At 58.3% G+C, this 22,176-nt stretch carries 12 protein-coding genes; 11 read left to right on the top strand and 1 reads right to left on the bottom strand.

The window, feature by feature from the left end; genetic code table 11:
• The first annotated feature begins 98 nt into the window (after positions 1–98).
• The 7 genes from QD336_RS14500 to QD336_RS14470 all read left to right on the top strand — a co-directional run bounded on the left by QD336_RS14500 (position 99) and on the right by QD336_RS14470 (position 14,355).
• Positions 99–3,935, top strand: coding sequence for a right-handed parallel beta-helix repeat-containing protein (locus QD336_RS14500; protein WP_499171140.1), 3,837 nt, complete (start codon positions 99–101; stop codon positions 3,933–3,935).
• A complete protein-coding gene (locus QD336_RS14495; RefSeq protein ID WP_499171139.1) occupies positions 3,935–5,089 on the top strand; it encodes an alginate lyase family protein in 1,155 nt (384 codons plus the stop codon). The genes QD336_RS14500 and QD336_RS14495 overlap by 1 nt, the downstream gene beginning before the upstream one ends.
• 146 nt (positions 5,090–5,235) lie before the next feature.
• Positions 5,236–8,043 carry a tetratricopeptide repeat protein gene (locus QD336_RS14490; RefSeq protein ID WP_499171138.1) on the top strand — a complete coding sequence of 936 codons (2,808 nt, stop codon included), beginning with the start codon at positions 5,236–5,238 and terminating at the stop codon, positions 8,041–8,043.
• Positions 8,024–9,412: an alginate O-acetyltransferase gene (locus tag QD336_RS14485; protein ID WP_499171137.1), complete on the top strand. Its 1,389-nt coding sequence runs from the start codon at positions 8,024–8,026 to the stop codon at positions 9,410–9,412. The genes QD336_RS14490 and QD336_RS14485 overlap by 20 nt, the downstream gene beginning before the upstream one ends.
• Before the next feature lie 80 nt (positions 9,413–9,492).
• A complete protein-coding gene (locus tag QD336_RS14480; RefSeq protein ID WP_499171136.1) occupies positions 9,493–10,089 on the top strand; it encodes an alginate O-acetyltransferase AlgF in 597 nt (198 codons plus the stop codon).
• A gap of 32 nt (positions 10,090–10,121) precedes the next feature.
• On the top strand, positions 10,122–13,010 hold the full coding sequence (locus tag QD336_RS14475; RefSeq protein WP_499171135.1) for a tetratricopeptide repeat protein: 2,889 nt from the start codon (positions 10,122–10,124) through the stop codon (positions 13,008–13,010).
• Between the two features lie 46 nt (positions 13,011–13,056).
• On the top strand, positions 13,057–14,355 hold the full coding sequence (locus QD336_RS14470) for a tetratricopeptide repeat protein (RefSeq protein ID WP_499171134.1): 1,299 nt from the start codon (positions 13,057–13,059) through the stop codon (positions 14,353–14,355).
• A 21-nt stretch (positions 14,356–14,376) separates the two neighbouring features.
• Here the strand turns inward: QD336_RS14470 and QD336_RS14465 are convergent, their stop codons facing one another.
• Positions 14,377–15,414: an alginate lyase family protein gene (locus QD336_RS14465; protein ID WP_499171133.1), complete on the bottom strand. Its 1,038-nt coding sequence runs from the start codon at positions 15,412–15,414 to the stop codon at positions 14,377–14,379.
• Between the two features lie 553 nt (positions 15,415–15,967).
• Between QD336_RS14465 and QD336_RS14460 the strand changes: the two genes are divergently transcribed.
• From QD336_RS14460 to QD336_RS14445, 4 genes are all read left to right on the top strand, one after another.
• On the top strand, positions 15,968–17,308 hold the full coding sequence (locus QD336_RS14460; protein ID WP_499171132.1) for a nucleotide sugar dehydrogenase: 1,341 nt from the start codon (positions 15,968–15,970) through the stop codon (positions 17,306–17,308).
• Positions 17,309–17,367: 59 nt separating this feature from the next.
• Complete coding sequence (locus QD336_RS14455; RefSeq protein ID WP_499171131.1) at positions 17,368–18,963, top strand: mannose-1-phosphate guanylyltransferase; 1,596 nt, start codon at positions 17,368–17,370, stop codon at positions 18,961–18,963.
• A gap of 63 nt (positions 18,964–19,026) precedes the next feature.
• Positions 19,027–20,799, top strand: a complete 1,773-nt coding sequence (locus tag QD336_RS14450; RefSeq protein ID WP_499171247.1) for a type I secretion system permease/ATPase — start codon at positions 19,027–19,029, stop codon at positions 20,797–20,799.
• Complete coding sequence (locus tag QD336_RS14445; RefSeq protein ID WP_499171130.1) at positions 20,796–22,109, top strand: HlyD family type I secretion periplasmic adaptor subunit; 1,314 nt, start codon at positions 20,796–20,798, stop codon at positions 22,107–22,109. The genes QD336_RS14450 and QD336_RS14445 overlap by 4 nt, the downstream gene beginning before the upstream one ends.
• Positions 22,110–22,176: the final 67 nt, after the last annotated feature.

Here is a 22,176-nt window from a genome sequence, read left to right as displayed (position 1 = left end):
GACCGTCTCGGTCTCTGACGGGCATCCGTTGCCTGCATTCCGGTTCTCTGAACGCAATTATCGAGCAGCTTTTACGACACAGACCTGACGAAGGAAGCATGATGACACGCGACATCATCCACCTATCAAGTTCCAATTGCCGGTGGCTGCCGAAAACGGGGAGCACCCTGATATCGCTGCGCGTGGCGGCGTTGTCGATCTGCCTGGTCTTTCCCACCGGGCACTGGCCGGTTGCCTCCTCGGTCGCTTTGGCCCAGCAGTCCCCGGCAACGCAGTCACCGGCGTTGGGCAAAGCCGATGCCGTCATGTCGGACATTACCGCGAATGTTCTGAAGGCCGATGATGCGACAGACGCCCGGCAGCGCCGCGCATTTCTCGATGCGGCGCATGCTGGCTTGACACAACTGAAATCGTGGGCGGCGGCGGATTCCATCGAGGCAAACACTGCATTGAGCAAGCTGGCCTCCGATGGAATAGATGCCGACAGTCTGGTTTCCGCCAGTATCTCCGCATTGCAGGAGCAGATGAAGAGCCGTATCGCGGATCCGGAGCAAAGAACCGAGATGCGCGTGCGGATAATGGAGCTGATCGAGGCTCTTTCTCTGCCGGAATTGCAGGTCGCCGCCTTGGGAGGCTATGCGGCTCTCGTTGCGAAGGGCGACAAGTCCAATGCCATAAGTCTGATGGAGAAGGCAGCCGACCGTGCCGATTTCATCAAGGACGAGACGGCAAAGAACGCGGCGCTGAACACCCTAGCGCAAACGGCCACGATCATCGATCCTCAAATATCCTCCGTCCTTGCCGACAAGGCGATTTCGCGCATGTGGCCGACACGCATGCGTGGCTATGCCCGCTACGATCTGGCCCTGCGAATTCTTGCGGGCAAACAGATCGAAGGTAAACAAGTCAGCGCCGCTTCCACTGACGCCATTGTGGCGCAGAGCGTCGGCGCCCTCAAGAAAGACGATCTGGAGTCGGCATTGTTGTGGGCGCTGGCGATCAATCCGGAAGATTCCGAAGCGCGTAAAAAAGCAGTCGACAATGTAGCGGATCTGGCCCTCAGCGAAGGCAAGCTGGAATGGATGCCAGTGCTGGCCACCAGCCTTGCGGACAATAGCGATCAGGAAGATTTGATTGAGAAGATCGTCAAGCAGCGTATCGAGGCCGGGCGTGGGCTGGATGCAGCAAGGTTGGCAGAATATTTGCCGGAAAGCGCTTTGCGCGCCGAGCTTGATTTCATGCTGGCAACCGTGTTCGCCAAAAACGATCTGGCGAAGATGGCGGATGCTTCCTATGCCAATGGAAACGCCGTTCTTGCGGGCCTGTCCGGCCCTGAGCGTGGAGTGGCGGTGGTGGCGGCGGCCGAAAGCGCCATCAGCCTCGCGCGACTGGATGATGCCTTGGCGCTGGTGCAGGATTTGCGCGCGGCCAAGGATGGCGGCAACACGATTGCCAATCTCGCCAAAAACCTCGCGGACGCCGACAGGCTGAAGGACGCGGAGAAGCTGCTGCCCTTTCTCCAGGGCGGCAATGACCGCGATAAGGCGGTTGCCGGTATCGCCCGCGTGAAGGCGCGGGAAGGTGATATTGCGGCGGCCAGGAGTGCGCTCGAAATCATCACCAATAGCCGCGACAGGGGACGCGTACAGTCCGAACTGGCGCGCACGCTCGCCAAAAAGGGTGAAACGGACGATGCGAAGTCGGTTGCCCTTTCCATTCAGGACACGGAGTTCCGGATAGAGGCGCTGCTGCGGCTGGCTTCGGTTGCCAATGACAGCAAGGGCAACGGCGATTTCGATGCGCTGGTTGGCGAAGCGGTGAAAGTTGCAGCCGGTGAGGACAAAAAAGATAGCCGCGACAAGGGATATCTGAAGATCGTTGAAGTGCTGACCGATGCGCGCAAGACCGACGCAGCGAAGCAACTGATTGATCGTATTGCTGACGAAAAAATCAAGGCCCGGGCCGCCAGCATGATTGGCAAACGTGCTGCGCTGAATGGCTTCGGCGGTGAGGCATTGACTTATCTCGCGTCATTCGCGGGTGCAAGGGAGGATGAGGCACTCAAGGCGGACGTTCTGGTTGCTGCTGCGGCAAATCCGGCGATGCTCAAATTCGCATCGGGCCAGGCGACTGCACTGAAGGATCACATGTTGCGTGTCCGGACAGCGCGTGCCATCGCGGAGGCCAGTTTCCGGTCTCTCGATGTGCGTCATCTCGGTTGGGGCAAAGGGAGCCCGGCCGATTACCTGGCCATGCAACAGACTCCGAGGCTTGAGGCTGCGGCAGAAGTAACACCCGCTGCCGCGTTCAGCGATGGCAGGCTGACACTTGCACGGCGGGAAGGCAGGATGAGCCTTCCCGATACCTACACCTATCCCGGCCTTTCCGTGCGTGCCGGCACGGTGCGTGAGAATGTGCCCCTGCCGCAGCCCGGTCATGCCGCCGTTACGCTTGCCAATCTCAGTCCCTATAGCGACAAGTTCATGGAAGATCTGGCTGCGGGCAACACGGGGCTGTCTTTCGCGGCTGAAGCGCAGGGCCTTCCTTATCCGCGCATCATCGTTATCCAGAGCGGTGTCTACACTCTCGGCAGCCTGGCAAGCGAACTGGATGCTGGCGATGGTTTTCCGTTGGTAACACGCGAAAATGATGTCGTGACACTGCGCGCCCCGGTTCTGGTGGCGGAGGGGGCGACGTTGATCCTGTCGGGACAGGAAGCGACCGCCTATCGTCTTTCCGCGACGGCCGGCAGTTTCATTTCCGTGGCTGGAACGCTTTACGTCCAGGATACGACCGTCACATCCTGGGATGAGGCGACCGGAACACCACGTTACTCGGATAAGGAAAAGCGTCATGTTTTCCGGCCTTATATCATCGGCTGGAGTAATTCACGGCTGATGATCGGCGGCTCCGTGCTGGACGCGCTAGGGTACGCGGCGCCCAAGTCCTTCGGCCTCGCCTTTTCTGCCGGTCCCAAGACCGTGGCGCAGAGGATAAGTGGCGCGCGTGCCCCAACGGGGATCGTTGTCGACAATTTCTTCCACAATTTCGAATATGGATTCTACTCCTATGAGGCAGACGATGTCAGTCTCGTGGGCAACGAATATCGCGACAACGTGCTCTACGCGATCGACCCGCACGATCGCTCTCATCGGCTGCTGATTGCCCTCAACACCACCTATGACACCAAGGCCAAACACGGCATCATCGTCTCGCGTGAGGTGAATTTTTCCTGGATCGTCGGCAATGTATCCCACACCAATGCCGGCTCGGGCTTCATGATCGACCGCAACAGCGTCGACAATTTCATTTATGCCAATGTCGCCTTCGACAACAATCAGGATGGCCTGACACTCTTTGAGAGCAGCTGCAATCTGGCTGTCGGCAACCGGTTCTTCGACAACAAGCGTGCGGGCATCAAGATCCGCAACAGCTGGGACGTTGGCGTTCATGAGAATATTCTGGAAAACAACGCTCAGGATGCAATCCACGGCTATATCAGCAACTTGCGGGCATCTCCTGCTAACGCATTGCGCGATTTTGAGTTTGATCCCTATCTGCCGTTGACGACCTTTGCGGCCAGCGGCAACCGCATCCATGGAAATGGCGGCGGCATCAAGGTTGACGGGACGTCGGGTCTCAGCCTTTCCGGCAACGACTATCTCAATCAGGTCGGCCGGCTGATCGATGGTGATGGTCGGGCGATGGAAGGCCATATGCTGCGCTTCAACGAGCGCGAAAGCGTGCTGATAACCTCGACGGTGTGCCGGCCGAAACGCCCGGAAGCCTATAGCTGCCGTTTCCGAGATGCAGGGTTTTTCAATGGCGACGGCCAATTCGCAATCTTCGCGGAAGACGCACTGACCGACACCTGCACAAATGTTTCAAACTCCGTTCAGTACGAGAACTTCAACGGGACGGGAGGCCGAAGCTGATGGCAATATTTTCCGGGATTCCTGGCGGAAAAATTTCCCTGAGACGCGGTATCGTTGTCGCCTTTGGTGTCTGGTTTTGTGCCACCTCGGCCGCAACCGCAGCAACTGCCTATGACGGACTTTTCGATGTTGCGGCCCGCAAGGCGGCAATCGCGGCGGATACCTCGGGGCACCTTCGCAAACAATGCCTTGCGATCAAGGCTGATAGCAAATGGCTTGATCTCGAGGTCGTCGAGGGATTTCGTCCGACCGCCGGTTACGGCAGCGACCGTGCCGGTGCGCAGTTCGCCTGGGCCGTGATGGTGCTTTCCGGGCGCTCGCTTGGCGGTGACGCTGCGTCCACCACGATGCTGCGTAGCCTTTTGAACACCTGGGCGGATCGTGGCGCCTTCGAAAAAACGGAGGTCGGGCACGACGCTTATTATGCGCTGAAACGCGCACTTATGCCGACCATTACGGCATTTTCGATCATTCGCGACGAGCTGCCGGACGCGGAACGGTTGAAGATCCAGACATGGCTCGATCCGCTGGTGCGCCGCGTCGACCAGACATTTAACGGTGACGTCGACGTCAACAATCACCGGTATCTGGCCGATAGCGTGCTGATGACATGGGGCGGGATCGTCGGGGATGACGGTCTTTATGAAAAAGGCAGATCGCGCTTTCTCTCCATTCTTGACGAGGCGCGCGCCAATGGCGGATTGCCGCTTGAAACGCGCCGGGGTGCGCGGGCGCTCTGGTACATGCGACAGTCGCTGACCAGCATGGTGGTGATGGCAGAGGTTGCCCGCGGACACGGCGAAAACCTCTACGTGAAGACATCCGGCGATGCCAACCCCGTCAAACGGTCGATCTGGACGATTTTCGGTTATTGGCTGAACGGCATCAACGATCCGGTTCTCGTCAATACCTATGCGGCCGAGAATTACATACCCGGCCCAAGCCGTGATTATCTTCACCAGGATACGGGCTTTCTCGATAACCGTGGCAATGGTCGCCACTATCTCGCGTTCCTCGAAGCTTTGGTCGCCGTTCCTGCGGAGAATATCTCCATGCAGCGCGCGATTGCGCTACTGCAAAAGGATGCCGCGACCGAACGGCCGTTGATCGATGAATTTGTTGGTGGCAACGCCACCTGTTTCTGGGGGAAGTGATGATGAAGCGTCACCTTTTCACCCTCGCTCTTGCAGTTGGGTCTGCGGTTTTGAACGGCTTTCCAGTGTCTCCCGCTGATGCGCAAGTGCCGGGAGGGCTTATCGACGCCGCGACCGCGCTTTCTCAGCGGAGCGACGGGCAGGGCATGCTGGATTATGCAAGATTGCTGCGGGCAGGCGTGCCGGTCGATGCGCAAAATCCCTTGCTCGTGTCCAACTTCGGCAAGGCGCGCACAGTCCTCGAAGCGGCGCTGACGATCCCCGGCCCACACCAGTCTGAAGCCAAATTAACGCTGGCGAAGATGCTGCTTGCCGGAGAGGGCGGTTCGTTTGATATCAATCGGGCCTTGTCGCTCCTGGAAGAGGCTGGCCGGGCAGGGGTCGCCGAGGCCGCCTATATTGCCGGGCGGACGATAGTGGAGCGACAGCTGGGGGCTGCTGATGCGAAGGCCCGGCTGCAACTGGCGCTGAGGCTCGGTTATGGAGCGGCCGCTTTCGAGTTGGCCGGTCTTGCCGGAACGCCTGAGACCGAAGCACAGTCGATGACCCGCTTCGGCATCGGGCTGCTTGAGCGGCGTGCGGCGTCCGGCGATGAGCGCGCGGCTTATGAGCTCGCGACCTATTACCGGGAAAATGCGAATTCCGATGGAGAGTTGCACGCGGCACTCGACTGGTATCGGAAAGCCAGCGAGCTTGGGCACAAGCGATCGATCTTCTGGATCGCGCGCCTGCAAATGGATTCCGCGACCAGCCTGTTCAATCCCGCTGAGGCGTCGGATTATCTCGACCGGGCGGCCGAAACCGGTGATGTCGAAGCGGCGCAGGAACTGGTCAAGGACTTTACCGAGAGCGGCGACATCAATGTCGAGCAGGCGACCTTTGACAAATGGATGCGGCGCCTTGCCGGCATCAAAGATGCCAAGGCCGTCCTCTATTTCTCCGTTCAGCTTCAGAACACGTTGGAAAACCGCAAGAAGCTCTCCGACGATCTGTTCGCCCAGGTCATGAATGGCGAAACGCGCGATGTGGATGCGCTTCTGCGCATCGGCACGATGTTCCGTGACGGTGATGGTGTTATCGCCGATGCGCGAAAAGCCATGGAAATCTATTGGTTGACGCTGGCGCGCCAGTCCAAGGATGGCACTGTCCTTTTAGCGCAATTGCTTCTCGAAAAGCCCGAGTTGCGAACGGAAAAAAGTCTGACAGCGGCACGCAACGGGCTTGTCGCCACCGCCGCCGCCGGCAGCATCAACGCAATCGTGCTGCGGGGCGATTTCAGTCTTCATGGTATCGGCCAGACGGTCGATATCGACGATGCCACGGCGTGGTATTCGAAAGCGCTTGCTGTGCGGCCGTCGGTTCGGGTGCTGAACAGGCTGGCAGATGCCGCTCTCCTTTCTCAAAACCCGAAGCGAAGAATTTTCGCCCTCGGGTGGCTGGAGAAGGCCGACGCCTTAGGCAGCGATGCGGCTATGCTGAAGCTCGGCAAGCTCTACGCGGAAGGGCAGATCGTTCCGCTCGATGTCGGCAAGGCGACGGAATATCTGGAAAGATCAGTTGCAAGGGGCAGGACCGATGGCCTGATCGAACTTGCAAATCTGCACATGCGCGTCGGCGGCCCGGATGCGTTTGAAAAGGCACATGCAATTTTCCAGAGGGCGGTCGACAGGGGCGATATCGAGGCGTCGGTCGAGATGGCGCGTTTTCTGAGGGCAAATGGCCGTTTGGAGGAGGCCGTTCCGCTTCTGGAAACCGCGGCGCGAGCCAAGAGTTTCTCTGCGGCGATCGATCTCTTCGATGTTCTTTCGCTGGAAGGTGGAGAGAGTAGCAAGGCAAGGGAGTTTCTGGAGCTTGCTGCCAACATTCCCGATCTCCCGCCTGCCGATCGTTTCCTGCTTGCCGGCGCCCTTCTGAAATCAACAGATTCGCTGTTGCGCCTGCAGGGCACAAACCTCGCCAGAGAGATGGCAGGTGCGGGATATCCGGGTGCGGCCGCCATGCTGGCTTCAGCATATCTCGGTGGCGAGAATAGCGAACGGAATTTTGAAAAGGCACAGCGCGTTCTCGAAGAAGGGATCGCCAATGGCGACGTCGAAGCTACGATCATGATGGCCGATCTTCTTTTGGACGGCGTTCATGCACCTCCTGATCCGTCCAAGGCCTTGTCCTATTGCGATAGGGCACTTGCCGTGCAGCCGAAAAACCCATCGCTCAACCTGAAACTTGCCCGCATGTATGCCGATGGCGTTGGCGTTGACATCGACAAGAAACGCGCCGCCGACTACCTGCGCACCGCAAGCGACGCTGGCAGCCGTTCGGCGAAGCGTGAACTCGGTCTCGCCTATCTTTGGGGTGCGGGAGTGCCGCAGAACAGAGAGCTTGCAAAACGGAATTTGCAGGCGGCGGCAGATGCCGGTTTTGATCGTGCATGGCACGATCTCGCGGCGCTGGAAAGTTCCGGTTTCTCCGCGCCTGTCGATCCGGAGGCGGCATTTGCCTTTAATTACAAGGGTGCAAAGCGCGGCGACGCGGCAGCGATGATCGATGTCGGGCTGTCCCTGCTCTCCGGCTTCGGTGTTCCGCATGATGGCGAGGCGGGTATTGGCTGGTTGGAGAAAGTCGCGGCGACACGCACGGAAGAAGGTCCGCTCGCCATGTATCGGCTTTATGAGGCGTACAGATCGGGGCAGGGCGTCGAACGGGACGCGGACAAGGCGAATGAATGGCTGGCACGAGCCGCCGCCGCCAACAATCCGTCCGCCATGTTTCAGACGGCGCTCGTCCTTCGTGCAGACAGTTCGCCGGCCCTTCAGGCAGAGGGGCTCCTCTGGCTGAGGCGCGCGCAGGTGCTCAAGCACAATCAGGCCAATAAAATTCTCATGAAGATGGCGGCGGCTGATCCCCGTTTCGAGATACCTAAGACGGAGGTGGTCGATGAAAACGAAGAGCCTTGAGGTTTACCGTCCGTGCGGTACGGGTGAGGTGAGCCGGTTTGCCCTACGCTTCTTGAGTGCGTTTTTCGTTTTCGCCGCAACGCCAGCCTTTGCAGGCATGGCTTGCACGGACATCGGCAACAAAAAATCTGAATTCAATCTGGCCGAAGGGCTAGATGGCGTGTTTTTCCGTACCAATACGGATTTTGAAGAGTTCTTCGTCAGAACGTCGGAAACGATGGCCTCGCTGCGCGCCATTTCCGATGCGTTGCGCGTCAAGGGAACGGAACTTGTTTTCCTGCCGCTGCCGTCCCGAGGCATCGTGCAGCGTGCGAAACTCGATGATAGCGACGAGATTCAGGCGCGCTACAACGCCCCCGTCGCAGAACAGGAGTTCCGCCACTATGTCATGCAGTTGCAAAAGAACGGCATCACGACGGTAGACGTTCTAAAGGCGATTGACGATCATCAGGCAAGGGGCAATTTCTTCTTTGCGCGGGATCATCACTGGACATCATCCGGCGCCCATCTGGTTGCTTCCGCCGCGGCGGAAACGATAAGGAAGCTCGCTGGATACCCATCCCTGTCTACTTACAATTTCGAGACCAAGGCTGTCGGAAGTCTCGATTACATCGCGCCGATGGGTCACGAAATTCAGGCATTGTGCGGCAGTACGGTGGAACCTGAGAAAGAAACGGTCTGGCAGACAACGCGATCGGCGGATGATGCCAGCGATCTTCTGGGAAATGCGGCTGAAACCTCACCGCCGGTTGCTCTTGTCGGCTCCTCCTTCAGCGCAACGCCTGAATTCAACTTTGCGGGATTTCTTGCGCAGGAAACCGGCCTGGACATTACGAACTATGCGGAAAACGGCGCGCAGTTCATCTCGTCTCTTGCCACTCTTGTGTTCTCTAAAGGCTTTCATGAAAAGCCGGCTCCTCTGATCATCTGGGAGGCGCCGTCATATTATGCAGTGGACCAGACGATGTTCCAGGCATCGCGCCAACTGCTGGCGGCAGTCTATGGCCCCTGCGAGGGTAACGGCAGTATCGCGAACTCGCAGCCGAAGAAAATTGACGGCGAAACGGTGTTGCTTGCCGCCGCAGACCTCAAGGGGCAGCAATATGGAGACGCATATCTGGAGTTCGCTGCCTCCCAGGCTGGCCTGAACCAGATGACGGTTACCGTGCGTTATCGCGATGGCGATGAGGATACGCTGACGCTAGGCGGCTTTCCCCGTTTCGTCGATGACGGCACGTTTTACCTGATGCTGAACGACGAGTTTCCGACGCCGATTACGGGCGTATCCGTTAACGGAAACTTCGGCGACACCACGGTTACCGCACGTCTGTGCCGCGTTCCCGGTCAATTCATCAAGAAGCAGGGCTGAAGCAGATGTTTTCGGATGAGGTTGCCTTCAAAATAAATCGACGCCGGTTCGTTCGCCTTGTTACCGCTTTTGCGGGTCTGATGGCGGCAAACCAGCCCGCTTTAGCGGCTGGTGATGATGCCGGCATCTATGATGCGGATGTTCCGAAAGACTGGAGCTTCATCCGTATTGCCGCGACCGATCCGTCGGCTGTTGCAACAGCGACGATTGGCGAGAAACCGTTCAAGGTGTCTGCAGGCGGGATTTCCGACTATGTCGCCAGAGCTCCCGGAGACTACACCCTGCTGATCAAAGGGCAGTCCACGCCGCTTTCGGTGGGGCAAGGGCAATATCTGACGGTTCTCGCGGGCGCGAACACAAAAGAGCCGGTCGTCGTTGCGGATGTATTTACGTCGGACCCGGCGAAATGTGCGCTTGCGCTCTATAACCTCGCGACAACGCCGGTTTCACTGACGGCGCTCGCCAAACGCTCGCCCGTCATCAAGGCCGTCGCACCGATGAGCGGCGTCGCTATTGAGGTCAATGCAGTTGCTATCGATCTGAACGTTGAGATTTCAGGGGCGATTGCCAGGACTTTCGAAAAAACAACGCTGAAACGCCGTTCGGTGACGTCCATCTTCGTTCTGGGCAGCGAGCCCAACGATATCGTTCTCACAGCCGTTTCGGCGAAAGCCTGAGCGGAAGCAAAAAGATGAGAGGGATCAGGTACATGATAACATTGAAAAGCGTGCTATCCCTTCTCTCCGCCCGGCGGGAAAAGACGAGGTTGGGCACCGGCCTGTTGTTTGTCGCGCTGGTGTTTGCGGTGCAGCCTGTGCAGGCGCAGACGACCTTGCCGTTGCAGGACGGCCTTATGCCTAGTCCTGACTTTGACTACGCGCCGATCTGCAAGGTCAGGGCGCAACAGCGCAATCTTTCCTTCGACTGGAGCAAGTGGGACGGCGGGCCGGTTTCGGGCAATCTGGACGATATGCTGCTGGATGCGCAGGCTTATATCGGCGGAAGCGGCAATGCCCCGCGTGACAGGGTGCTTGCGCGCCGCATGCTCGAATATCTGAAAAACGCCAATTATGAACTGGCTGGCCGCGCCTCGCACACATTGGGTCGCCTGATGTTCGACGCAACGTCAGGTTCGCCCGACCTTGGCCGAGGTCTCGCACTCCAGGACGAGGCGATAGCGCGTGGCTTCATGGAAGGGGCGACCTTTCTGGGGCGTCTTTATGCTGCCGGCGATGTAGTGCCGCAGGACAAGTTGAAGGGCGAAAAATACCTCAAGATGGGTGCGCAAAACGGTGATCCGGATGCGGCTCTGTTGCTTGCGCGGCTATATCGCAACAATCCGGATCTGGCGCCGTCGGAGAATGCGTCTCAGCTTCTTTTCAATCAGGCGATCGACAGACTCAGCCAGTCGCTCGGCGCTGGGGAATGCGATGTTCTCAACCTGTTTTCCGGCATTTATGCCAATGAAGAATTCGGCCTTTATAATCCCCAGCTTTCCGCCAGGTGGCTGATGGCTGCCGCAAAGGCCGGAAATTTCGTTGCGGTCGAACGCCTGTCACAGCGTTACGTAATTGGCGACGGCGTTCCGGTCGACCGCAACAAGGCGGTGGAGCTTCTGGAAACCGCTGCCGCGAAAGGGCACCCGGGTAGCCGCATTTCGCTTGCTCGCCTGTTGCTGACAAATCTCGATCTCAAGGACGCACTTCCAAAGGCGACACAGGCGCTCAAACAGGAGGCTCAGCGCGGAAATGTGCGCGCTTTGGAACTTCTGGCGCAGATCGCCCATGGAGATTTCGGCGGCAAGCCCAACTATCCCGCCATGGTGGGCTATCTCGAACAGGCCGCGCGCAATCCTGTCGTTGATACGGATATTCTAAAGCAGTTGGGCAGTGCTTATGCCAGCGGCACGGGAACGGCGCGCAACACGGAAAAGGCCGTGGAATATCTGACGCGTGCGGTTGCTCTGGGGTCCGATACGGCCGCTCTTGAACTTTACCAGCTGATGGTCGACAGCACGCACAATATTTCAAAAAGCGTCAACCCCGTTGCGATATTGCGGCGCGCCGCCAATAACGGCTTGAGCGAAGCGATGGCCACACTTGCAGACGCCTACAGCTGCGGGATTGGTGTCGAACGCAACGTGGAAATAGGGCGACGCTGGCAGGAACGAGCCGCTGCCGCCGGTAACCGTCCCAGCCTGATCGCCGTCAGCAGACAGGCGCTGGCCGAACAATCCGGTGATGATGGAAAGCTGATGTATTTCCGCAATATTCGTCGCGCGGCGGCTCTTGGTGATCGACGGGCGATGGTTCTCTTGTCGCTGGCCTATCGTGACGGCATCGGCACGGATGTCGATATCCGTGAGGCCGGCCAGTGGTACGAAAAGGCCTTGGCGGCCGGTCAGGAACGCGGCCAGGCGCTGGTTCTGCTGGCGCGATTGCAGCTTTCATCTGAAAATGCCGACAAGGCGAACGTGAAGGCGGCCGTCGAACTTCTCAGAGATGGATTGTCGAGCGGCGATACCTCGGTGCGCTATGATCTTGCCAAGCTTTATCTGAAGGGGGCGGCAGGTTTCACCCCTCAACCCGAGGAAGGCATCAAACTTCTTGTCGAAGCTGCACGTCTCGGACACACGGCTTCGATGATCCAGCTTGCCGATCTCGGCGTGGACACAAAAACCGGTGGCGGCAGGCCTGCGGATCTATGGTTGAAGCAGGCCGTTGATGACGGCGATATCCGCGCGATGCTGAAAACAGCCGACCGTGCTGGCGACCAGAGATCGCGCCGCGCCATGTTCGACATGGCCCTGAAACAACCGCTCTGCAGCGCCAAAGACGAGGTTGCGCTGGCCGACGCCATATCGCGGGATGCCGATTACGCCACACAGACCCGCAGCCTGGTCGAACGGGCGACGGCATCCGAAACGGATGACGCCAGCACGCTCTATCAACTGGCAAATTTGCTCAACGACGACAAGCGCGGTGTCGCCAACCCCGCGCTGGCGCTTGCGACGATGGTCAAGGCCGCGGAGGCGGGCAAGGTGGAAGCGATGCGCGAAGCCGGACGCATGTACCTCCTGCCGCTCCACGCCGATCCGCGGCAAGCGACGCGCTGGTTGCTTGCTGCCGTTCGCGCCGGAGACGACGGAGCTTTGAAGACGCTCGTCGAGCACTGGGTGGGCGACGAGGCGCCGAAGACGTCGACAAATCCGTCAATCGTCGCAGAATCCTTGCCGGCACTTGAAGACGCAGCGAATGCAGGGTCCGGCAATGCCATTCAGGCTTTGGCCCGCGTTCTCTCGACATTGGCGAAAGAGGACGCGGCCTATTCGGATAAGGCGAGGGTCTGGATGATAAAAGCTGCCGAAACCGGCGATGGCGCTGCCATGGTGACGGTCGCCGACGCTTTTGCGACCGGCACCAGTGGTTTTCCGCTTTCGGCCACGGATAGCACGGGCTGGCTCGCGCGCGCGGCGATTTCCGGTTACCGCCAGGCTTTCGAACCCTACGCCATTGCACTGCAGATTGGTTACGGCGTCCCCTCCAATCCGGAAGAAGCGGAGCGGTGGCTGGGTAAAGCCGCAACTATCACCCGATAGCGAAACCTCCGTCACGATCTGCGGATGATGGAGAAAGGACCATTCGATGAAACTCTCAGTCATTTTCACCCTGGTTACGGTTTTGCCGATTGCGACGATCGCGGCTCATGCTGCCGGCAAGAGCACTGTGCCTGTTCCAAAGGCGCGCGCGACGGTTGCCGAAAGCCCGCAGGCTCTGCCGGTAGCGCGCCTACCTTCGCTTGAAGCGGCAAAAAAGCTTCCTCTCGCCAGGCAGCTGGAAATCGCAGCGGCTGCCCTGAATGAATCTCGCCGTGATCTTCGTAATCCTGACCTCGGTTTTTCCCTTCTGATATCTGCGGCCCCCAGGAGCCGCGAAGCGGTGCGCCTGCTCGCCAAAGGGATCGTCAACAACGACTATTCTTTTGGCGCCAATGCCGGCAAGGTAATGAATCTCCTGGCGAAAGAGGCCATGCGCGGTTCTTCCAGCTGCGTCATTGCGTGGGCGCGCACGCAACAGCTCGGCATTGATGTTCCCAAAAACGAGGCCCTTGCTTACAAATGGTACAGGTGGGCCGCGCTGGTGGGCAATCTCCGCGGCATTGAGGAGACCTCGCTCGCCTTGCTGGAAGGGCGCGGCGTTACCCGGGATGTGAATGAAGCGATTGCCTTGCTGGACAGGTTGCAGCCGGCGCGGCGCGGAGCCCGTTATGTCGAAGCTGCGTCCCTGCTGATGGGAAGCGCCGACGCGGACGCAACGGCACGCGCTGAGAAGCTCCTGCTCGCGGCGATCGATCTCTCACCCGAGCGAAGCCTTTCCGCCGCCGCGAAACTTTCCGACAGTCGTTTCAGCCCGCCGGCACGCGAAAAGGCGCAGGCAATCATTACCGCAGCGCCAAAGGGCGGACCCATTTCGGAGGAGGGCAAGATCGCCCGCGCTCTGTGGAACAGCAATGACCCGGCCGAAATCCGCAAGGGTGTGGACATGTTTGCCGAGGCCGCCAAGGCGGGCGACGAAAAAGCCGTGCCTTTCCTGGCCAAAGCGTTAAACCGCTCTGGCGTGCCGGCGACCATGCGTGAGCGAATTTTGCAGATACTCGAACCCTATGCCGACCGGGGGGACATGGAGGCCATCCGTGCCGTCTCTGAGGCATATTTCGTCGGGCGTGGTACAAGCCGGTCGTTTGAAAAGGCAGCCGCCTATCGAAAACTGGCTGCAACGCAGGGAGACAGCGAGGCGCAATACCTGCTCGGTCTGATGTATGCGCAGGCGACCGGGGTCGTCAAGGATATCGGACAGGCCAAATATTGGCTGGCTCAATCGGCCGACGGTGGCTACCTTTTGGCGCGATCCGCGCTTATCTCGCTAGACGGCATGGGGAGGTAGATGATGATCGTGTCGCCGGTGTCATCCCTGCTGGAGGTCGCGTTCAAGCGTATCCAGCCTCAGATGGGCGGGGTAGCTGTCTTCACGCGGCGGCTTGGTTTGCTGTTTCATGGTCGCCGCTTCGAACAGCGTGGCGTCATTAACACCGTTCAACGCGACTTTGGCCAGTCGCTCGAGAGATCCGGAGCAAATGTCATCGAGTGGTTGACCGATCTTTCGGAACGCGACGAATGTGCCAGCCAGCGGACGAAAAGCATAGAGATGGTAGTTGCGCGCAAGCGCTCCCCTTTGCATTTCAAGCGGCAAGGTGCCGTCTGCGGTAACCTGACACACGCCGATCCGATAAGACTGGCGGGCCCAGTCGATCTTGTTTTGGTCTCCCGTCAGGCTACCGACTGTGGCAAGGGCAAGTGCCGCCCAATAGCGATGGTTGTTGCGGGCGCTCTTGGGGCCGGCCTCGACGTCGAAAAATACCATGGTGTCGTTTGCCATGATGTTCAGCCATTCCGTTATGGGTTTTTGTCTGTCGAGATCGCCTGCAACACCCCAGGCGGCGACGAGACCCGATATCTCTGCAAGCACGCGAGCGCGGGTGAGTTTGGCATCGGGGGTGATGGCGTCGATCAAGGCGTGGGAGGTGGCCCATTGACGAAGGACACGCATGGCGCATTCAGCTCCAAAGCGCGTCTCGATGTTTTCCAGCTCGAGAATAGAACGCCAGATCGGCTTGAAAACGGCGATATGGGAGGCGTCATGCCGTTCGTTCTCCATCGCGTCTCGGGAAAAATATTTCGAGCTTGTGGCAATTTTTTGCGGCGGTGTTTCGATTTGGGAAGTTGCCACGTCGCAACTCATGCCCGTTTCCGTCTTGCCGTTCGAGATCATTGCGTTGCCGGATCTTTCCAGTTTCACCTGAACGGTCGGCGGGCGTACAGGCAACGTGCCTGGTTTGAGGATCTGATGTGCGGCTTTATTTGGGCCTGAATCGGTGCCGACGCCCAGCATAGGCAAGCTGAACAGAAAGGAGGCGGAAAAGGCAATCAACGCAAAACGCAACATGGTTCACTTCCCGACAAGGAAAGCGGCCATTGAAGCAGATTCAAGGAAACGTCTGGTTAATGAGACGGATTGATTGACGTGCCTAAGCAACGGCGGAAAAATAGTTGAGAATATTATTGATTTTCGGATTTATTTTGTATTTTTTGTTAAATATTTGTTGACTGAATTGTATATTCATATTTAATGTTTTTGTAATTTATGGCGGAGCCGGTAGGGCCTTATCATTCGTTGTTCGCCATCGGTTTTTGCATTCATATTTGTTTATTTGAAATTTTGCCAATTTGGCTGTTTTCGATGATGTACGCATTTTGTGCAGTGATATGAATACGTTGTCATGTTTAGCAAGACTTGTTGCCGTTTGCTCTTTTGCTTTCGGCAAAGCAATTTCGCGATAAAATATAAGTTTCCTATTGCCAGCGAGTTCTGTCGAACCTGATCCGGCGTTGCTTTTGATTGCCTCCTTCCTGTTCGGTCCGGCGGCGTGCCCATTCTGAGTTTTCAGACCTTTCCCGTGGTTATTTAAGTATTTCCTTAGTTGCTTTCAGGAGTTCACATGACCAAAATTGATATTAACGTCAGTGCAATGGGTCTCAGGGTCAGTGTTTTCGGGGCCGGTTACGTCGGCTGCGTATCGGCCGCCTGTCTGAGTAACGACGGTTTCCGCGTCGTGGCGGTCGATCCGGATAGCTTCAAGGTTTCCTGCCTTGCCCGTGGCGAAGCGCCAATCATTGAACCTGATCTTGCCGAGTTTCTGGAAAAAGCCAACCTTAACGGCATGCTGACTGCGACAACCTCGGCGGCGGAAGCGGTCGAGATGACGAATGTATCGCTCTGCTGCGTGGGTACGCCCAGCCTTCTCGACGGTACACTCAATACGGACTACGTGCGTCAGGTCTCTTTGGAGATCGGCAGGGCCTTGCGCAATAAAAGCGAATTCCACGTTGTCGTCATGCGTTCCACCATTCTCCCGGGCACGATGGAGGAGGTTGTCATACCGGCGCTCGAGGAGGCGTCCGGTAAGATCGCCGGAGTGGATTTCGGTGTCGCCTATTACCCCGAATTCCTGCGTGAAAGCACGGCGATTGCGGATTATTACAAGCCTGGCGCCATTGTCTTTGGACAGTATGGCAATGACACGCGCTCGATCGACGTCCTTAAGGCAATGGTTGCTCATATCAGCGTCGTTCCGCATGTTATTCCGCTGCGAAGCGCCGAAATCGTGAAATATGTCAACAACTGCTGGCATGCGGTGAAGATCAGCTTTGCCAATGAGATTGGCAACCTCTGCAAGGCCAAGGACATCGACAGCCATGTTGTCATGGATGTCGTGTGCGCGGATACCCGCCTGAACATTTCCAAGGCCTACATGAAACCGGGCTTTGCCTATGGCGGCTCGTGCCTGCCCAAGGATCTGCGGGCCCTGTCCGGCTTCGGACGGCGAATGAACGTTGCAACGCCGATGCTTGACGCCGCAAAGGCGGCGAACCTCGTGCAGATCGATCGTGCAAAGCAGCTCATCTCCGATGCGCGCAAGGATCGCATCGGCTTCATCGGTATTACGTTCAAGACTGACACCGATGATATGCGCGAAAGCCCGATGCTGAGCCTCGTCGAGAATTTTATCGGTAACGGCAAAGAAGTTTCGATCTTCGATCCAAATGTCGTGAGGGATGAAAGTGAAGGCCGTACCTATCTGCGCCATATTGCGCCACGTGTCCGGGCGTCGATCACTGATGTCATCGACAATGCCGATATTCTGGTGGTCGGCCACAAATATGCGGGTCTGACCGGGGCGATCGAAGCGGCTGGCAGACCGCTCGTGGTGGTGGATCTTGCGCGTGTCGAGGTGCCAAACCGAAGCGGTAACGTTGTTTATCATGGGCTTTGTTGGTGAGGCGGCGACAGCGCCGATTTCTTGCAAAAATATATTTTATGGTTCTGTGAGGGTTTCATATGCGTCAGGATTTGACCGCTGTTGCAGGCGAGAACGCCCGGATCGTTCCCGCCATCATGATCGGTGGGTCCGGAACCCGGCTTTGGCCTCTGTCCCGCTCGAACAAACCGAAGCAGTTTCTCACGCTGGGTGGCGACGGGCAGGACAGTTTTTTCCAGCAGGCGCTGCGCCGTTTTGCCGTACCCGGATATAGTCTGCCATGGCTGATGTGCGCCCGCGACACATTGGTTCATGCGGAAGAGCAGGTCGCCAGCGGCGGATTTTCCGTCGATGGACTTATCGTCGAACCTTCGATGCAGGGAACGGCCGCGGCGATTGCCGCGCTGACCGTCACCATCTCGCGCATCGATGCGGCGGGAAGCAATGCCGTTCTTCTCGTCGCCCCTTCGGACCATATCATTGCGGAACCCGAAATATTCAACAGGATCGTCGCGAACGCTCTGCCGATAGCACGTTTCGCCGACCGTATCGTCACCTTCGGTATCAGTCCCGAGCATCCAGAAACCGGCTTTGGTTATATCCGCCCGGGCGATGCAATCGAAATAGACGGTGAGGTCAGGGGATACGCCATCGGCGCCGGCGATTTTCTGGAAAAACCGTCGCTCGAAAATGCGAAGCGTTACGTGGAGGAAGGTTTTTGCTGGAACGCCGGCATCTTCATGTTCCGGGCCGGCCTCATGCTGGAAGAACTGGCGCATCACGCGCCGGAAACACTGCGGGCGGCCGAAGAGGCGTTTGAAAAAGCCGCCATCGACATGTTTGATGATATACACGCGATCATGCTGGAAGCTTCGGCTTTTGGGGCTTCGCCACCAGATGTTCCAATCGACACGGCGATCATGGAACGCACGTCGCGCGGTGCGGTGGTGCGCTGCGAGGGCATCGGCTGGTCCGACATCGGCTCTCTTTCAGCCCTGCATGAGATCGCCCGCAACAAGGATGCCAACGGCAACGCCCTTTCCGGACCGGTGCTGTCGATCGGCTCGAGCAACACCCTTGCTTATGCGCGTGGTGGCAGAAAGGTCGTCCTGATCGGGCTGGAAGACATGATCGTAATCGATGACGAGGATGCTGTCCTCGTTACGACGATGTCGCTGGCGCAGAAGGTGAAGGATGCCGTCAATCTTCTCAAGCTGAACAAGATGCCTGAATCGCGCGCCACGCGAGAACAACTTTATGGCTGGGGAAAGGTCCGGCTGCTGAGCGATGAGGGCGACCTGTCGGTATTCACGGTGACGTTGCGCAGCAACGCGACGATCGCCCTGCGCATTCCCGATGGTTATTGGGAGAACTGGGCGGTATCCTCCGGCAAGATCGACATCATCCTCAGTGGCTTCGTCCGCCATCTGGTGCCTATGGCCAGCCTTTCGCCGACAGAAGGCGAGATTTTGTCGCTTTATAACGGCACGGCTAGGGAAACCATCATCGTCGTCACCCGGCAGCGCAGTCCCGGGCGGAATTTGGCCATCGCGCCGCAGAGTTTTACCGCAGACACGGTTCTCGACCTCATTCCGGTCGAGGCCGATGTGTCAGCCTTCGATCTCAATATGGTGCCGGAAAGCACCCTTCATGACGAGCCCCATGCCGCCAATTGACGAGGCTTTGCGGCACGCCGGGTAACGCAGGATTTTTTGCAATAACAGCAGCAGGCGATGAGTATGCCGAAAGACGGCGCGTTTGAACGTAAAACGGGTTGGGGATACGCCCGAGGCTCGGTCCTGCATCAGGCTTTTGCCCGGTGCAGGGGCGGGTTTGCGGTCGTTGCCGTCGTCAGCGGTTTTATCAATCTGCTGTATCTGACGAGCCCGTTTTTCATGTTGCAGGTCTATGACCGCATCATCCCAAGCGGCAGCATAGGCTCGCTGATTGCACTGTGTCTGCTGGCGGGCATGCTGTTCGTCTGTCAGGGCGCGTTTGAAATCGTCAGAAGTCGCATGTTGTCGCGTCTGGCCGCCCTGTTCGAAGTCACTCTCGATCGGGTTCTTTTCCGGCGATCGCTGCTGCTGTGCGGCAAACAGGCAATCGTTTCGACAAGTGACGATCTCGATATGGTGCGCGGTTTTCTCTCCGGGCCGGGGCCATCGGCACTTTTCGATCTTCCCTGGCTGCCCGTCTATCTGGCAATCTGTTTTCTGCTTCATCCCGTCATCGGTTTCGTGGCGCTGGCAGGCTTGCTGGTATTGATGGTTTTGACCGCACTTGCGCATGTCGGCCTACAGCAATCTCAATGCGATCTCGCGGTGCTGACAGCAAACCGCAGGGGCTTTTCCGATTCCGTCAGGTTAAACTTCGGGGCGCTGAGGGCCATGGGCATGACTGGCGATGTGGCGGAAAGGTGGGCTGCCCACAACGCGGCATTCCGGCTGTTCGGCACCAGCCATGCCGATGTGGCCAATACTTACGCGACACTAACGAAAATTCTCCGGCTTGCGCTGCAATCGGCCATTTTGGCAGTTGGAGCCATTCTTGTCATAAGGGGTGATGCGTCCGGCGGTATCATTCTGGCGTCCTCGATCTTGACGTCGCGGGCGCTTGCGCCGGTTGAGGCGGCTATTGTGCACTGGCGAGGTTTTGCCGCAGCAAGACAAAGCTGGCTCCGCCTCGAGGCTATCGCGGCGGCAGAGACGGAGCGGGAAACCCTGTCGGAGTTACCGCTGCCATCCCGGGACATTACGGTCGAGGCCATGGCGGGAGGTCCGCCGGAAGCGGAAAAGCCCGTCGTATCGGAGATCGGGTTTTCGCTAGAGGCGGGGACGGTTCTCGGGGTGATCGGACATAGCGGATCGGGCAAGACGGTGCTTGCCCGCTTGCTTCTCGGCATCTGGCCCGTCAGTTCCGGTACGCTGCGTTTCGACGGGGCGACGTTGGACCAGTGGGACGTTGATCGGCTTGGCAGCCATATGGGTTACCTGCCGCAGGAAGTGGGGCTGTTTGGAGGAACGATCGCCCAGAATATCGCCAGGTTTCGTAAGAACATTCCATCTGCGGAGGTTATCGCCGCAGCGAAAACAGCTGGCGTGCACGATCTGATTTTGCAACTGCCGGATGGCTACAACACCCTGATCGATCCCCAGTTCCCGATACTCTCGGCCGGTCAGCGGCAACGCATCGCTCTGGCGCGTGCGCTTTATGGCGATCCATTCCTCGTCGTTCTCGATGAGCCGAACGCCAATCTCGACGCTGAGGGGGAAGAGGCTTTGTCTCGCGCCATCGAAGGTATCAAGATGCGCGCGGGCATTGCCGTCGTCATCACCCACAGACCCGGTATTCTTGCTCAGGCGGACAAGATTCTGGTCTTGAAAGAGGGCAAGAGGGTAGCCTTCGGCCCGCGTGAGGCGATCATGGGGCAGGTCCTTCGCAAGCCGGTTGCGCGCTCGGCAAAGATCCTGAAGGTTGTCGGGGCAACCGGAAAGCTGGAGGTATCGCGATGAGCGACGAGCTTTCCATCGCCTTCTGGCGCCGTTCACTCCGGCGACATATCGCCGTTGTTATCGGTCTGGGGCTTGCCCTGTTCGGCGGTGTTGGCGGCTGGGCGGCCACGACGAAGCTGGCGGGAGCCGTCAGCGGTCAGGGCTTCATCGTCATCGAGAACGACGTCAAGAAAATACAGCATCTCAGTGGCGGCACCGTGTCCGAACTCCTGGTGCACGAGGGCAGTGAGGTTGCTGCCGGCGATGTTTTGCTGCGCCTCAGCCGAACGACGGTCGAGGCCAATCTGGCAATTATCGAGAATGCACTGGTGCAATCGCTGGTACGGGCTGCGCGCCTCAGGGCGGAGCTTGCCGGCACAGGGGCCTTTGATGCGGATTTTCTGGGAGAGAAGCGGCTGACCAGGCCAGCCTATGGCCAGCTCGTTGCTTTGGAGCAGAACCTTCTTGAGACGCGGCAAAACGGTATCGAAGGCATGAAGCGCCAGCTCGCCGAACGCAAGGGCCAGCTTGCCGACGAGATCGAGGGCGAAAACGTCCAGATCGAGGCGGTGAGAGCGTCGATTGCGGCGGTCGATGAGGAGTTTGCCTCTGTCGACGGATTGTACCGGCAACAGCTTGTCACGCTGCAGCGCCTGACGTCGCTCAAACAGCGTCGCGCCGAGTTGCAGGGCAATCTTGGTGAACGACTGGCATCGAGAGCGCAGGCCGAAGGACGCATCAGCGAAGTGGAGCTGCAGATTCTTCAGCTCGATGAAAACCGCAGGGGAGAAAATGCCAAGGAGCTGGCGGAAACCGAAGCGAAGATCACCGAAATGGAAGCGCGGCGTGTCGACGTGACAGAACAATTTGGCCGGTTGGACATCCGTTCTCCTGTCAGCGGTCGTGTTTTCGAGGTGCAGCTTCACACTGTCGGCGGCATCGTTCAGCCGGGGGAGACGTTGATGCTGGTCGCGCCGCGTGGCGATGGCCTGATAGTGGAGGCGGGAATCTCGCCGCGCAATATCGATCAGGTGGCGCTGGGGCAGAGGGCGCAGTTGCACTTTACCGCTTTTGATCGCACGACGACACCAATGGTGAAGGGCGAGGTTGTGTCCGTTTCCCCGGATGTGCTGACCGATCAGAGAACGGGACAGCCGTTTTACGCGGTGCGGATCAGGCCTGAGGCAGAGAGCCTGGAGGGGTTGGGAAACCTCAAACTCTATCCGGGAATGCCAACGGACGTGTTGATGCCGACGGCGGAGCGGCGCGTGATCTCCTATCTCGTCAAGCCGCTGACGGACCAGCTCAATCATGTTTTCAGGGAGGACTGAGCCGGGACAAGAGAAATCATTTCAGCCCGGTATCAGACAAGGCAATCATTCAACGAAAAAGGCGTTA

Origin of the sequence: Rhizobium sp. BR 250 (genome assembly GCF_047445855.1) — a bacterium.
GTDB lineage: Bacteria > Pseudomonadota > Alphaproteobacteria > Rhizobiales > Rhizobiaceae > Agrobacterium > Agrobacterium tumefaciens_I.
Note: the sequence above shows the minus strand (reverse complement) of the source record. Positions and strands in the feature narration are given on the sequence as shown.